The organism is Agromyces archimandritae, assembly GCF_018024495.1.
In the GTDB taxonomy this organism is placed as follows: Bacteria; Actinomycetota; Actinomycetes; order Actinomycetales; family Microbacteriaceae; genus Agromyces; species Agromyces archimandritae.
In genome coordinates, this window is the sequence record NZ_CP071696.1 from 2,221,831 (window position 1) to 2,235,538 (window position 13,708).

General features: G+C 72.6%; 13 protein-coding genes, 1 tRNA gene and 2 pseudogenes. 10 read left to right on the forward strand and 6 right to left on the reverse strand.

Features of this window, described 5'->3' with window-relative positions; genetic code table 11:
• Positions 1–194 precede the first annotated feature (194 nt).
• The 4 genes and pseudogenes from G127AT_RS10110 (at position 195) to G127AT_RS16140 (ending at position 2,241) form a co-directional block, all read left to right on the forward strand.
• On the forward strand, positions 195–923 hold the full coding sequence (locus G127AT_RS10110; RefSeq protein ID WP_210896529.1) for a hypothetical protein: 729 nt from the start codon (positions 195–197) through the stop codon (positions 921–923).
• 130 nt (positions 924–1,053) lie between these two features.
• Positions 1,054–1,629, forward strand: coding sequence for a type IV toxin-antitoxin system AbiEi family antitoxin domain-containing protein (locus G127AT_RS10115; RefSeq protein ID WP_244857519.1), 576 nt, complete (start codon positions 1,054–1,056; stop codon positions 1,627–1,629).
• Between the two features lie 89 nt (positions 1,630–1,718).
• Positions 1,719–1,869 (forward strand): annotated as a pseudogene (locus tag G127AT_RS16390) (nucleotidyl transferase AbiEii/AbiGii toxin family protein); the annotation flags it as partial.
• Positions 1,870–1,890: 21 nt separating this feature from the next.
• Positions 1,891–2,241, forward strand: a complete 351-nt coding sequence (locus G127AT_RS16140; protein ID WP_244857520.1) for a nucleotidyl transferase AbiEii/AbiGii toxin family protein — start codon at positions 1,891–1,893, stop codon at positions 2,239–2,241.
• A 10-nt stretch (positions 2,242–2,251) separates the two neighbouring features.
• Here G127AT_RS16140 and G127AT_RS10125 read toward each other — a convergent pair whose 3' ends face one another.
• Positions 2,252–2,656: a hypothetical protein gene (locus tag G127AT_RS10125; protein WP_210896535.1), complete on the reverse strand. Its 405-nt coding sequence runs from the start codon at positions 2,654–2,656 to the stop codon at positions 2,252–2,254.
• Positions 2,653–4,377, reverse strand: a complete 1,725-nt coding sequence (locus G127AT_RS10130; RefSeq protein WP_210896537.1) for a PspC domain-containing protein — start codon at positions 4,375–4,377, stop codon at positions 2,653–2,655. The genes G127AT_RS10125 and G127AT_RS10130 overlap by 4 nt, the downstream gene beginning before the upstream one ends.
• A gap of 115 nt (positions 4,378–4,492) precedes the next feature.
• On the opposite strand from G127AT_RS10130, the gene G127AT_RS10135 reads away from it, so the two are divergent.
• Positions 4,493–5,770, forward strand: a complete 1,278-nt coding sequence (locus G127AT_RS10135) for an ATP-binding protein (RefSeq protein ID WP_210896539.1) — start codon at positions 4,493–4,495, stop codon at positions 5,768–5,770.
• Complete coding sequence (locus G127AT_RS10140) at positions 5,763–6,431, forward strand: LuxR C-terminal-related transcriptional regulator (protein ID WP_244857521.1); 669 nt, start codon at positions 5,763–5,765, stop codon at positions 6,429–6,431. The genes G127AT_RS10135 and G127AT_RS10140 overlap by 8 nt, the downstream gene beginning before the upstream one ends.
• Before the next feature lie 514 nt (positions 6,432–6,945).
• On the opposite strand, the pseudogene G127AT_RS10145 reads toward G127AT_RS10140, so the two are convergent.
• Both G127AT_RS10145 and G127AT_RS10150 read right to left on the reverse strand, forming a co-directional pair.
• Positions 6,946–7,227, reverse strand: a pseudogene (locus G127AT_RS10145) (LysE/ArgO family amino acid transporter); the annotation flags it as partial.
• The gene (locus G127AT_RS10150) at positions 7,185–7,883 is read right to left on the reverse strand and encodes a LysE/ArgO family amino acid transporter (protein WP_210896543.1); all 699 of its coding nucleotides are present in this window, start codon (positions 7,881–7,883) and stop codon (positions 7,185–7,187) included. The pseudogene G127AT_RS10145 and the gene G127AT_RS10150, both read right to left, overlap by 43 nt.
• 72 nt (positions 7,884–7,955) lie before the next feature.
• On the opposite strand from G127AT_RS10150, the gene G127AT_RS10155 reads away from it, so the two are divergent.
• Positions 7,956–8,936 carry a LysR family transcriptional regulator ArgP gene (locus tag G127AT_RS10155; RefSeq protein ID WP_210896545.1) on the forward strand — a complete coding sequence of 327 codons (981 nt, stop codon included), beginning with the start codon at positions 7,956–7,958 and terminating at the stop codon, positions 8,934–8,936.
• 4 nt (positions 8,937–8,940) lie between these two features.
• On the opposite strand, the gene G127AT_RS10160 is transcribed toward G127AT_RS10155, so the two are convergent.
• Together G127AT_RS10160 and G127AT_RS10165 are read right to left on the reverse strand one after the other, a co-directional pair.
• Entirely contained in the window at positions 8,941–10,158 is a 1,218-nt protein-coding gene (locus G127AT_RS10160) for a pyridoxal phosphate-dependent aminotransferase (RefSeq protein ID WP_244857522.1), read from the reverse strand.
• A 380-nt stretch (positions 10,159–10,538) separates the two neighbouring features.
• Positions 10,539–12,074, reverse strand: coding sequence for a deoxyguanosinetriphosphate triphosphohydrolase family protein (locus tag G127AT_RS10165; protein ID WP_210896549.1), 1,536 nt, complete (start codon positions 12,072–12,074; stop codon positions 10,539–10,541).
• 227 nt (positions 12,075–12,301) lie between these two features.
• Between G127AT_RS10165 and G127AT_RS10170 the strand changes: the two genes are divergently transcribed.
• The 3 genes from G127AT_RS10170 (at position 12,302) to nusG (ending at position 13,689) form a co-directional block, all read left to right on the forward strand.
• A tRNA-Trp gene (locus G127AT_RS10170) sits at positions 12,302–12,374 on the forward strand.
• Between the two features lie 41 nt (positions 12,375–12,415).
• Positions 12,416–12,691, forward strand: a complete 276-nt coding sequence (gene secE, locus G127AT_RS10175; RefSeq protein ID WP_210896551.1) for a preprotein translocase subunit SecE — start codon at positions 12,416–12,418, stop codon at positions 12,689–12,691.
• A 77-nt stretch (positions 12,692–12,768) separates the two neighbouring features.
• Positions 12,769–13,689, forward strand: coding sequence for a transcription termination/antitermination protein NusG (gene nusG / locus G127AT_RS10180; protein ID WP_210896553.1), 921 nt, complete (start codon positions 12,769–12,771; stop codon positions 13,687–13,689).
• The last annotated feature ends 19 nt before the right edge of the window (positions 13,690–13,708 follow it).

Here is a 13,708-nt window from a genome sequence, read left to right on the forward strand (position 1 = left end):
GGAAGATGCGATGACGCTATCGACGGCGACCGTCGCGCGCAAGGACGCCCCCGAACGGGGGACTGACCCGCCGGTGCGGCGCCGGATAGCATCCGGTCGGTGCTCCCCGACACCGCCCCCAGGAAGGCCCGACCGTGACCGTAGAACCCCCGCGCGCGCCCGCCGCGTCCGAACCGAGCCCGTTCCGTCGCGGAATGCCGTCATGGGGCTGGGCGCTGCTCGCCGCCGGCGTGCTCGGGGCGTCGGCGGCCTCGCTGTTCGGGGCGCTCGGCGGCATCACGGCCGGCGTCGTCGCACGCGGCGAGACGCCCGAAGGGCTGCTCGTCTGGCAGTGGGCGCTGGAGGAGTCGGCGCGCGAGGGCGTACAGGATGCCGCGCCGTACCGCGACCCGGACATCTTCGTTCCCGAAGAACCCGTCGAGCCCGGTGCTTTCCCGAAACGGCTGCCGCTCGAGGAGGACTTCCCGGGGCTCTCCGCGGACTGGCACCGGCCGCCGACGATCGCGGGCTGGGTCGAGGTCGATCCCGGCGACGACGTGCCCGGTTTCCAGCTCGAGCACGAATCCTGCCTGCTCTACGCCGAGACCGTGACCTTCGACCCTGCCCCGATCTCGGATGCGGCCGACACCGAGTCCTACCTCGACATGCTGCTCGCCGACTTCGAGGACCTCGTCTCGCACGGCACCGCCGTCGTGCGGGTGCCGGCGGCGACTCCGGACGGTTCGAGCGAGATCGAATTCTCGGAGGACCTCGTGCGGTATCGGCTGGACGGCGTCGAACACCTGATGCTCGTCCGAGCCCGCTCGATGCCGGACGCCGGCGTCGCCCCGGTCCTCACGATCGACTGCTACGCCGACGCCGTCGACAGCGGCTCCGTCGTCCCGCAGGCCGTCATCCGGCAGATCACCCTCGACGTCGACTGACGCGATCGCTCGATGTGCGGCCGCTCCGTGCGTGGAGGCGTGTGGATGCCGTGGATCCCCCGTGTATGCGCGCCTTGTCTTCCGAACTGTACACAGATACTATCTGCCTGCAGACAGTTAGGAGTTGATGATGTCCCTCGATCTGCCTGCTGCGTTCACGCTCGATGCCGCACGACGGAGCGGTGTGCGGAAGGACCAGGTGTACGGAATGCTCGATCGCGGAGAAATCGAACGCATCGGCCGAGGCGTCTTCATTCGGTCCGATGTCGTGGACCCCGCGTTCATCTCGCTCGCTGCGGCATCGGCGATACATCCGGCCTCGACCCTGTGCCTGACGAGCGCACTCGTGCACCACGACCTGAGTGACGCGATCCCGTTCGCAAGCGATATCGCCCTGCCCCGAGGCGTCCGACACCCCGCGGGCTTCGAGCATGTCGTGTGGCACAGCTTCGACGATGCGACCTTCGCGCTCGGCCGCGAGTTCATCGATGCCGGCGGCGGGGTCCGTGTCGCCGTGTATTCGGCGGAGCGAGCGATCGTCGACACGTTTCGTCTCATGCACCGTGAAGGAGACGACGTGGCGCACGAAGCCCTCCGTCGATGGCTGCGACGACGCGGAAGCTCGCCGTCGAAGCTGCTGAAAATCGCGGCGGCATTCCCGAAAGCACTCCCGAAGCTGAGGGTGGCACTGGCGGTGCTCCTGTGACCGCCCCTCCAGTACCGGCGCGCGATGACTCGGCCGGTCGGGCGTTCAACGATCTGCGGAACCTCGCCAAGCAGCGCGGGCGCGAACCGATGGAGTACTTCACCGTGTATGCGCTCGAAGGCTTCCTCGCGCGTTTGACGTCGTCGCCGTTCGCTCCCGACTTCGTGTTGAAGGGCGGCGTGCTGATGGCGGCGTTCGCGTCCCGGCGGCCGACTCGCGATATCGACCTCGCAGCGAGGGGCCTCTCGAACGACATCGCCGATGTGGAAGCGCGTGTTCGGAAGACTATCGAGATCGAGCGAGAAGATCGTCACCGCGATCGACCGCGGAGAGCAGAACACGCAGTGGCGGGACTTCGTGGACATCGTCGCGGTCTCGCGGAGCCGAAGCATCGACACCGTTGAACTGCGTCACGCGTTGACGGATGTGGCTGCCCACCGCGGCATCTCCCTCGAACCCTTGGGGCCGTTGCTGGTGCAGATGCCCGATCTTGCCCAGGCCAGATGGGCGGCCTGGCGCAGGAAGCAACGGCTCACGGACTCCACACCGGAGCAGTTCGGTGAGTTGATCGCCGAGTGCACGTCGTTCGTCGATGGGATCCTCGGTCGCTGACCGCGGCCGCTCAGTGCGCCCCGGCATCCACTGCGGAATCCTCGGCGGCGCGGCGGGCGGCGAACCGGCGCTCGGCGCCGCGGATGAGGCCGAGGAGACCGACGAGCAGCACGATGCCGCCGAGGATGAGCACGCCGTAGAGGGTCGCGAGGCCGGGGGAGAGGGCGCCGATCCACTCCGCGAAGGCGATGCGGCGCGGGGCGTCGAGCAGCACGGCCAGGCTCACCGCGGCGATGACGGCGAACACGGTGCCCCAGAGGATCGCGGCCCAGCGGATGCGCGGCCCGGCCGGGGCGGCCGGCGATGCGGCGGCCGATGCCGGGGAACCGTCGACCGGGGCTGCAGCGGATGCCGGGGTGCCGTCGAGCGCCGGAGCCCCGTCCGGCAGCGGGATCGTCGGGGTCGTGTCGCTCATTCCTGCTCCCAGATCGTGAAGGTGACATCGCCCTGCTGGCGGATGCGGACGGTGAGGGTTCCGACGGGTTCGGAGTCGCCGGCGGTGCGGATGCGGTAGCGGGTCACGCCGTCCTCCTCTGTGCCGGCGAGGGTCCGGTCGGTGGCCTCCCCGCTCGGCGTGATGTGCTGCATCCTGACCACGCCCGATCCGCCGAGCTCGACGACGACCTCGAGGGGGGTCGCCGCTTGCAGGTCGATGCCGACGTCGCCGAAGTTCTTGTCGATCGTGGTCGCGAACGGCCGGCCGGGGTCGAGGGTCCAGCCGTTGTCGCTGATCCACAGCGCACCGAAGGGTTGCGTGTACGAGGGCTCGATGCCCGGCAGCGACACATAGGCGCTCGGCCACAGCACCTCCGTGTTCCGCGGGATAGCGGCGGCCCCGATGCCGACGACGAGGGATGCCGCGGCCAGGAACGCGAGGAATCCGCTGCGTCGCCGCATGACGCCGGCGACGATCATGCCGAGCGAGACGACGAGCCCGGCGCCGACGAGGCCGACGCTCACGGCGTAGCTAGCGATCTCGGCGGTGCCGCGTGCCCCGATGGCGAGGAACGCACCGACGAGCAGCGCCGCTCCCACGAGCGTCGCGACGAACGCGAACCCGGCCCGCGGGCGGGCGGCGCGGCGGGCGCGTTTGGCCTCGGCGGACTGGCGGGCGAAGTCGGCGGCGCCGGCCCGGTACTCCTCGGCCCAGTGCTCCTTCGCGCGCCGGTCGGCCTCGGCGACATCGGCCTTCCAGGCGGCCCGCTCCGCCTTCCACGCCTCGTGCTGGCGGCGCCAGGCTTCGAGTTCGTCGTCGCTCGCGTTCACGGGGCGCACGGGCGGCGCCGGCGGCGGCCCGACGGGGAGGCGGGCGCGGCCGTCTCGGCCGGGTCGGCGATGCGCGCGGCCGGCGAGTCGGGGTGGGGCGGGTGGAAGAACGCCGCGGTGGATGCCGCGCTCGCCGCATCCGCGGAGCCCGATGCCGCGGTGCCCGCGGCATCCGCCTCCCGAGCGGGCCCCGCCCCGGCAGCAGCAGCGCCCGGCCCGGCGGCAGCGCCCGCCCCCGAGCGGCCCCCGCCCCCGCAGCGGCGCCCGCGGCATCCACCCCGAACGCGACGCCGGCCCGCGCTCGGCGCGCCGCGCGATCCACACCACGAGGACGACGAGGCCGGCCACGAGCAGGATGCCGACGACCGGCAGCGATACCGCCACGGCCGCAAGCGGCCACCAGAAGCTGTCGAGCCACATGCTCGCCGAGCCGATCAGGTTCTGCGTCGACAGGGCGAGGCTCGCGATGGCGAGCACGAGCAGGGCGATGTTCGTCGCGTCGAAGCGGGCGGCGAACAGCTCCTCGAGGTGGATGCGGCCGCGCCGATCGGGCAGCAGCATCCACCCCAGGAGGTAGACGAAGACCACCGGCGATGCGAAGATCGCCGCCACGACCACGATGCCGCGGACGATGAGCGGGTCGATGCCGATGCGGGCCGCGACCCCGGCGCAGACGCCGCCGAGCCAGCCGTCGCGGCGCTCGACGTCGAGCGTGCGCACCCAGTCGAAGAACCGCAGCCGTGCGCTCCCGTTCGCGGGCGCATCGCCCGTGTCGCCGCCCGGCCGGCCGGCGCCGCCGTCCTCACCCGAGATGGACGCGGGCACTCTCGCCAGACCGCGCAGCGGCGACGTGGGGGGATCGTTCGTCATGCCCTCGATCCTTCCGGCTCGGCCGCGCGGCCCGCTATGGGGGTTCGCCCTGACGCGTCCCTGATCCGCGCCCCGGGGATGTGCCGCCGCCGCCCGCGTCTGCTTGGATACCGGCATGCCCCCGCGCACGCCGCCGCCGACCAGGCCCCCGCTCGCCCGGCCGCGCGCGTGCCTGGCGACCGGCGTCGCCGAGGGCCTCGGCACCCACCTCGGCGTCCCCGCCGACGCGGTGCGCTTCGCCTTCGTCCTCCTCGTTCCGTTCGCCGGGGCGGGCGTGCTGCTCTACCTGTGGCTGTGGGCGACGATGCCGTGGGCGGATGCCGTGGCGCAGCCGGCCCCGGCGGCCGCGCCGACGCGCCGCGCCCCCGTCGCCTGGGTGCTGCTCGGCCTCGCCGCCGTATTCGCGGTGCTGACGGTCGCATCGATGGTGCTCGGCAGCGGGTGGATGCTGCTCGCCCCCGCCGCCGGGGCGTTCGCCGTCGCCGCCGCGAGCTGGACGACGTTCGTCGACCGCGTCGACCCGGCCCGCGGGCCCGCTGTGGAGCGCCTCGTGCGGCTGGCCGCGTTCGCCGTGCCGAGCGTGATGCTCGTGCTGCTGCTGTGGACGCAGGTGCTGCTGTCGACGGAGGGCGTCATCGTCGCGATGGTGCTCGTGGTCGAGGTCTGCTTGGTCTTCGCCCCGCCGCTCGCGGCCCGCGTCCGCGAACTCGGCGAGGAACGCACCCGGCGCGTCCGCGAGGAGCAGCGCAGCGAGATCGCCGCCCACCTGCACGATTCCGTGCTGCAGACCCTCGCGCTCATCCAGCGCCGCGCCGGGGCCTCCAGCGAGGTCGCCCGCATCGCCCGCGCGCAGGAGCGGGAGCTGCGCGACTGGCTGCACGCCGGCGACGTGCCCCGCGAGGCCGACCTCGGCACGGACGTGCGCGACTTCGCCGCAGCCCTCGAGATCGACTACCCCGTCACCTTCGACGTCGTCGAGGTCGGCGCCTCGGCCGAGGGCGCGCACGGCGAGCTCGCCGCGGCGACCCGCGAGGCGATGCTGAACGCCGCCCGCCATGCCGGCGGCGAGGTCTCCGTCTACCTCGAGGGCGGCCCCGATCGGGTCGACGTGTTCGTCCGCGATCGCGGCCCGGGCTTCGACCCGGCCGGGGTGCCGGGGGACCGCCTGGGCGTCCGCGAGTCCATCGTGGGGCGGATGCGCCGGGCCGGGGGTTCGGCGACGGTCGCGCCGGGCGCCGGCGGCGTCGGCACCGAGGTGCATCTCGCGTTCGGGGTCCGCGAGGCGGGCCGGGTGGATGCCGGGGGCGGTGCATCCGGCATCCACACCCCGCCTGCCCGCCCTGCGGGGGCCCGCGCCGCGTCGCGCCCGAACGAGGAGGTCGGCATTGCCTGAGCGCGTCCGCGTCGTCGTCGTCGACGACCATCCCGTGTTCCGTTCGGGGCTGCGCGCCGAACTCGACGACACGATCGAGGTCGTCGGCGAGGCCCATGACGTCGAGTCTGCCGTCACCGTCGTCTGCGGCGAGGCGCCGGGCGTCGTGCTCCTCGACGTGCACCTGCCCGGCGAGGGCGTGCCGGCCGGCTCGACCGGCGGCGCCGAGGTCATGCGGCGTGCGGCGGCATCCGTGCCCGGCACGCGGTTCCTCGCCCTCAGCGTCTCCGACAAGGCCGACGACGTCGTCGGCGTCATCCGCGCCGGCGCCCGCGGGTACATCACGAAGGGCTCCTCGGGGCAGGATGTGTCGCGGGCGATCCACGCGGTCGCCGGCGGGGATGCGGTCTTCTCGCCGCGCCTGGCCGGCTTCGTCCTCGACGCCTTCGGCGCCGCCCTCGGCGAGACCGCCGAGGCCTCCGACGAACTCGATCGCCTGTCGGCGCGCGAGCAGGAGGTGATGCGTCTCATCGCCCGCGGCTACGCCTACAAGGAGGTCGCCGCCGAGCTCTTCATCTCCACGAAGACGGTCGAGACCCACGTGTCGGCGGTGCTCCGCAAACTCCAGCTCTCGAACCGGCACGAGCTCACCGTCTGGGCGAGCAAGCGCCGCCTGCTGTAGTCGCGCACTCCACCCGCCGCTCGCACCAGCCGCCGCTCTCCCTGCCGCTCTCACCCCTGCCGCCCTCACCCCTGCCGCCTCGATCGCCTGCCGCCGCTCTCGCCAGCCGCCGCTCTCCCCGCCGCCGCCGCTCTCCCTGCCGCCGCTCTCCCTGCCGCCGCTCTCCCCGCCGCCGCTCTCCCCGCCGCCCTCACCCGTGCCGCCCTCACCCTGCTCTCGACCGTCGCCGTCCTTCCGGCCGCCACGGTTCCGGAGATCGCCACCGTTCCGGATGAAATCAGCCCTATCCATCCGATTCCGTGGCGATCTCCGATTCGGTGGGGCGGCGCCAGGCGGCCCCGCCGCCCCGGCTCGGTCGTCCCCTCAGTCGCTGCACCCTCACCGGCCGCCACGGTTCCGGAGATCGCCACCGTTCCGGATGGAATCAGCTCCATCCATCCGATTCCGTGGCGATCTCCGATTCGGTGGCGCGAACGCGCCGCCCGCGCCGACGCTGCCCGCCCGCCCGCCCGCGTCAGTGGAGCACGAGCGAGATGCCGAGCGCGATCATGACGACGGCGATGACCGTGTCCAGCACTCGCCAGGCGCGCGGGCTGGCGAGCACGCGCCCGAGCAGCCGAGCCCCGTAGGCGAGCGCGAAGAACCAGAGGATGCTCGCCGCCCCCGCGCCGGCCGCGAACGCCCAGCGCCCCTCGCCGTGCGAGTTCGCGATCGACCCGAGCATGAACACCGTGTCGAGGTACACGTGCGGGTTCAGCCACGTGAGCGCCAGGCACGTGCCGATCGCCGCCAGCAGCCCCCGGGTGCGGATGCCCCGGCGCGCCGACCCCGCGCTCGCCGTGCCCCCGGCGCTCGCCGTGCCCCCGGCATCCACCCCCGCCCCCGCATCCACCCCCGCCCCCGCATCCACCCTCGCCTCGGGCCCCCACCACTGCGCAATGCAGGAACGGATGGGCGTGTCGCCCCCGACTCGCCGATGGCGGCCGGCGACACGCCGACGCGTTCCTGCATTGCGCAGGAAACGGAAGCGGCCTCCGGGGCGGCGGGGACGGACCGGGAAGCGGCCTCCGGGGCGGCGGGGACGGACCGGGAAGCGGCCTCCGGGGCGGCGGGCGCAGACCCGGGCGCGGCCTCCGGGGCGGCGGCCGCGGCATCCAGCACGTTCCCGCTCGGCTTCCAGGCGCGTCGCGCGGCGAGCAGTCCGTACACGACGAGGAACGCCGCGCCCGCCCAGCGGATCGCCTCGACGAGCCACGGCACCGCGGCGATCACTGCGCCGACGCCGGCGACGCCTGCGGCGATGAGCACGAGGTCGCTGAGGGCGCAGATCGCGGCGATCGCGAAGACGTGCTCGCGCCGCACGCCCTGACGGAGCACGAAGAGGTTCTGGGCGCCGATGGCGATGATGAGGGAGAGGCCGAGGCCGAGGCCGGCCAGCGCGGGACTGAGCACGCCTTCGACGGTACGCAGCGGTCCGCCGACAGTCCAGCTCAGGATTCTTCAGTGGCGTTAGCATGGCTTCAGATGCAGATTCCGATGGATGCCGCCCGCACGCTCGTCGCCGCCGTCGACGAGGGCACCTTCGACGCGGCCGCCGCACGGCTCCGCATCACGCCGTCCGCCGTCTCGCAGCGCATCAAATCGCTCGAGCGGCAGCTCGGCCGGGTGCTCGTCGTCCGGCAGAAACCCGTGCGCCCGACCGAGGCCGGCGCCGCGATCGTCCGGCTCGCACGGCAGGCGGCTCTGCTCGAGCACGACGCCCTCGCCGCCCTCGGCCTCGACCCGGAGCCGGATCAGCCGGTGTCCCTGCCGCTCGCCGTGAACGCCGACTCGATGGGCACCTGGCTGCTGCCCGCGCTCGCCCGCGTCGCCGCCGGCCGCGCGGTCGTCTTCGACCTGCACCGCGACGACCAGGACTTCACCGCCGGCCTGCTCGAATCCGGCACGGTCATGGCCGCCGTCACCTCGCAGGAGCGCCCGGTCGCCGGCTGCGTCACCCGCCCGCTCGGCGTCATGCGGTACCTGCCGGTGGCGACGCCCGCCTTCGCCGAACGCTGGCGCCTGCCCCGAGTGGATGCCCGAGCGCACCCCGCCCGCCCGGCACCGCCCCCGCCGGCGGCGCCGGCGGCATCCGCGGCGCCCGCGGCATCCACCCGGCGCGACGCATCCAACGCCCCCGAGGCATCCGCCCCGCTCATCGACTTCGACCGCCGCGACGAACTGCAGGCCCAGTATCTCGCCGCCCGGGGCATCGACCCCGAGGCGCCGCCCAGGCACTACGTGCCGGCGTCGAACGATTTCGCCGAGGCCGTCAAGCTCGGGCTCGGGTGGGGGATGCTGCCGCGCATGCAGTGCGAGGCCGAGCTCGACGCAGGTGCGCTCGTGCGCCTGGCCGGGGATCCGATCGACGTGCCGCTGCACTGGCAGCAGTGGAACCTCGGCTCGCCGCTGCTCGACGCCGTCGCCGAGGCGGTCGTCGCCGAAGCCCGCGCCGTCCTGCGCTGAACGCCTACCCGAACAGCCGCTGCAGCCGCTGCACGCCCTCCAGCAGCGGTTCGTCGCCGAGGGCGTAGCTGAAGCGGAGGAACCCGCTCGGCCCGAACGCCTCGCCCGGCACCGCCGCGACGTCGGCGCGCTCGAGCATGAGGTCGGCGAGCTCGAGCGAGGTGCGCGGCGTCATACCGCCCCAGTCGCGCCCGAGCAGGCCCGACACGTCGGGGTACACGTAGAACGCGCCCTGCGGAACCGGCACCGAGAGCCCTTCGATCTTCGAGAGCTCGGCGACGATGGTGCGGCGCCGGCGGTCGAAGGCGCGACGCATCTCCTCGACGGGCTCCTGCGGCCCGGTGAGGGCGGCGATCGCGGCCCGCTGGGAGATGTTCGACACGTTCGAGGTGAGGTGCGACTGCAGGTCGGCGGCGCCCTTGATCGCGTCGGCGGGCCCGACCATCCATCCGAGCCGCCAGCCGGTCATCGCGTACGTCTTCGCGACGCCGTTGACGAGCAGGGCCTGCCCGGCGAGCTCGGGAACGGCTTCGACGATCGAGACCGCGCGCGGCGGCATGCCGTCGGGGTCGTCGGCGTAGGTGAGGTTCTGGTAGATCTCGTCGGCGATGACCCAGATGCCGTGCTCGAGCGCCCATTCGCCGATCTCGCGGACGCGGTCGGCGGGGTAGACGGCGCCGGTCGGGTTCGACGGCGAGACGAACAGCAGGGCGCGCGTGCGCTCGGTGCGGGCGGCTTCGAGCTGCTCGACGGTGACGAGGTAGCCCTGCTCGGAGCCGGCGAACACGTCGACCTGGGTGCCGCCGGCGAGCTTGATCGCCTCGGGGTAGGTCGTCCAGAACGGGGTCGGGACGATGACCTCGTCGCCGTCGTCGAGGATCGTCTGGAACGCCTCGTACACGGCCTGCTTGCCGCCGTTGGTGACGATGACCTGCGACGGCGAGACCTCGAGCCCCGAGTCGCGGAGCGTCTTCGCGGCGATCGCCTCGCGCAGCTCCGGCAGGCCGGCGGCGGGCGTGTACTTGTGGTTCTTCGGGTCGTGCACGGCGGCGAGGGCGGCCTCGACGATGTGCTCGGGCGTCGGGAAGTCGGGCTCCCCGGCGGCGTACGACACGATCGGGCGGCCCTCGGCCTTCAGGGCCTTCGCCTTGGCGTCGACCTTGAGCGTCGCGGACTCGGCGATACGTGAGATGCGGGCGGACAGGCGCGGGTGCAGGGTCACGTCACCGAGTCTACCGACGGCCCCATGCCCCGGGTGGATGCCCGGGGCCGCCCGTCCGGGGCGCAGCGTCTCGGCACCCACTCGCGGACAGGAGCGTATCGAGACCCCCGGGCACCGGGTCTCGATACGGCGCTGCGCGCCTGCTCGACCGACGTGCATCCGCATCCGCCGGTCGAGGAGCGACGCAGGAGCGTATCGAGACCCCCGGGCACCGGGTCTCGATACGGCGCTGCGCGCCTGCTCGACCGACGTGCATCCGCATCCGCCGGTCGAGGAGCGACGCAGGAGCGTATCGAGACCCCCGGGCACCGGGTCTCGATACGGCGCTACGCGCCTGCTCGACCGACGTGCATCCGCATCCGCCTGTCGAGTAGCGACGCTCAGAGGTTCTGCCCGATGTCCCACAGCCGGTCGGGGCGGCCGTCGATGGCTTCGGAGACGGCGAGGGCCTGGTCGTCGGAGAGCGAGGCGACGTAGTCGACGACGCCGCGGGCGACGGCGAGGCTCGGCACGTCGGCGCGGTCGGGCAGCGGGATGCCGTCGGGGCGTTCGTCGTGCAGTCGCGCGTAGCCGTCTGCGGCGATCTCGACGAGTTCGCGGAGGCGTTCGGGCACGCGCGTGCGGTCTTCTTCGTCGGTGATCCAGGCGGCGAGGCCCTTGACGGCGCGGGTCAGCACCCGGCTGAGGCCGCGCTGGTACATGACGATGTCGGCGCGGTCGAGGATGAAGTGCCGGTGCACGAACTTCAGCACCTCGACCTCGTGCCAGGCCCGCCGGTCGAGGGTGACGAGGCCGGATCGCACGACGCCCTCCGGCGCGGGGACGACGGAGGCCTGCAGGTGCGCGATCCAGCGGCCGGTGAAGGAGGAGAGGGCGCGTTCGGCGGAGATGGATCCGTCGAACGGGGTCGCGAGCAGGCCGTCGACGAGGTCGTCGGCGACGACGGAGACGGCGTCGGCGAAGGCATCGTCGTCCGCGATCCAGGGGTCGCTGCGGTGCAGCTTCCGGCGGAGGGCGTCGAGGGCGGCGCCGGGCGGGGCGCCGCGTTCGGCGAGGGCTTCGGCGTCGAGGGCGGCCAGTTCGCTCGAGGCCTCGGTCCAGCCGCGGAACTCGCGGGCGACCGCGCCCTGGCCGAGGAGGCCCGCCCGGTAGAAGTCGTCGACGTCGTGGATGGAGTAGGCGATGTCGTCGGCGAGGTCCATGATCGAGCATTCGAGGGACTGCTGCATGGGCGGCAGACCGGCGCGCGCGCCGAACAGGTCGGCGGCGTCGAGGTCGTACGCCGAGAACTTGGGGGCCTCGACGGTGCCGGGCGCCCCGCCGACGCCCGGGGTGCGCCGGAGGCCGCGCGGCAGCGGGCCGTCGCCGTAGGCGGCGGCGTCGACGAAGCGCGTCCACGGATACTTGGCGACGGCCGCCCGCACCGCGGCGGTGAGGTTCAGGCCGCGCGGCGCGGTCGCCGAGACGTCGAGGGTGGCGAGGATGCGATAGCTCTGCGCGTTGCCTTCGAACCCGTCGGCGAGGCCGAGGGTATCGCGGGCGAGCCGGTCGAGGACGCGTTCGCCGAGGTGGCCGAACGGGGGATGCCCGAGATCGTGGGCGCTTGCGGCGGCCTGGACGACGACGGCGTCGCAGCCCGAGGCCAGGGCGAGTTCGCGGGCCGGCGAGTCCGGGGCGGCGAGTTCCACGGCGATCGTGCGGGCGACGGCGGTGACCTTCACCGAGTGGGTGAGCCGGTTGTGGATGAGGGGCCCGGCTCCCGGCTGGGCGATGACCTGGGTGACGGCCGAGAGCCGGGAGAAGTACGGCGAGAAGCGGATGCGTTCGAGGTCGGCGCGGAATTCGGCGTGCTCGCCGCTCGGTTCGAGGCCGCGATTCGGTTCGGCGAAGCGGCGTGCGGCGCGTTCGGGCTGCATGCGTCCCCCTTCCGAGCGGCTGCTATCCACGAATCTATTGCGCCGCGGCGCCGTGCGCGAGCGGCTCCGGCCCCTGCCGAGGATTCCCGCGCCGGGCGGTTTGGCCGAGGGCCCGGCGTCACCTAGACTTGCTGAGGTTGCGAACGACGACCAAGCTCGACTGCGCCCGTTTTCACGGGTGCGGAACGGATCGGGCGTCGTGCAGCTTCAGGGGTTGATTCCCCTGAAGGGCGGTGGCTCAATTGGTAGAGCAGCGGTCTCCAAAACCGCAGGTTGCAGGTTCGAGTCCTGTCCGCCCTGCGAGTCGGCAGCGAATGCCGACCCATCCGAAAGGTGACGAGGTGGCTCGGAAAATCATCGACGAACCCAGTGAGGATGTCGTCGCCGACGCGAAGCGCCAGCGCGCTGCGCGCCGGAACCCGTTCTCGAGGATCGCGCTGTTCATCCGTCAGGTCGTCAACGAGCTCAAGAAGGTCGTCACCCCGACCCGCAAAGAGCTCTTCAGCTTCACCGGCGTGGTGCTCGTCTTCGTGGTCATCATGATGGCGATCGTCTGGGGCCTCGACCAGCTGTTCGGATGGGCCGTGCTCTGGACCTTCGGTCAACCGGGCGCCTGATCGGACCTTCCGGCGGGAGCCGGCCGGCGGTCGGGGCGCACGGCCGGGGGGCACAGACCAGCGAGAAGGATAGAGAAGTGGCAAAGAGCGAGTACGAGGACGCCGACTGGGCGACCGCCGCAGAGCAGTCGGCCGACGACGACGAGGCCCAGGAGGGCAACGTCCTCGAGCAGGCCGAGGATTCGGTCGAGCCCGCCGAGGAGCGCGCCATGCACGTCGACGGCGATGACGAGACCGACCTGCAGGCCGCGCTCGATTCCCTCGCCGAGGCGAAGGACGCCGAGGCCGATGCGGTCGTCGACGACGCGCTCGACATCGACTCCGCCGAGGAGGCGGAGGCCGCGGCCGACGCCGCGGAGGACGAGGCGGAAGAGGTCGACCCCTACGCCGACTTCCGTGCCGAACTGCGCTTCCAGCCCGGCAAGTGGTACGTCGTGCACTCGTATGCGGGCTTCGAGCGTCGTGTGAAGGCGAACATCGAACAGCGTCGCGAGTCGATGGGCATGGCCGACTACATCTACCAGGTCGAAGTGCCCATGGAAGACGTGGTCGAGATCAAGAACGGCCAGCGCAAGATGGTCACGCGCGTGCGCATCCCGAGCTATGTGCTCGTGCGCATGGAGCTGAACGAGGACTCCTGGTCGGTCATCCGTCACACCCCGGGCGTCACCGGCTTCGTCGGCAACGCCCACAACCCCACGCCGCTTCGCTTCGAAGAGGCCTTCAACATGCTGAAGAGCCTCGTCGAGCCCAAGGAGGTTCCGGCGGCCAAGGGCGGCAAGGCTCAGGCCGGCGGCGCGCAGGCTGCCCGCCCGGTCATCGCCGAGGTCGATTTCGAGATCGGCGAGACCATCACGATCAAGGACGGCTCCTTCGCGGGCCTGCCCGGCACGATCAACGAGATCAAGCCCGAGAGCGGCAAGCTCACGGTGCTCGTCTCGCTCTTCGAGCGCGAGACGCCGGTCGAGCTGAGCTTCGACCAGGTCACCAAGCTCTAACGATCCAGTCGGCGCGCAG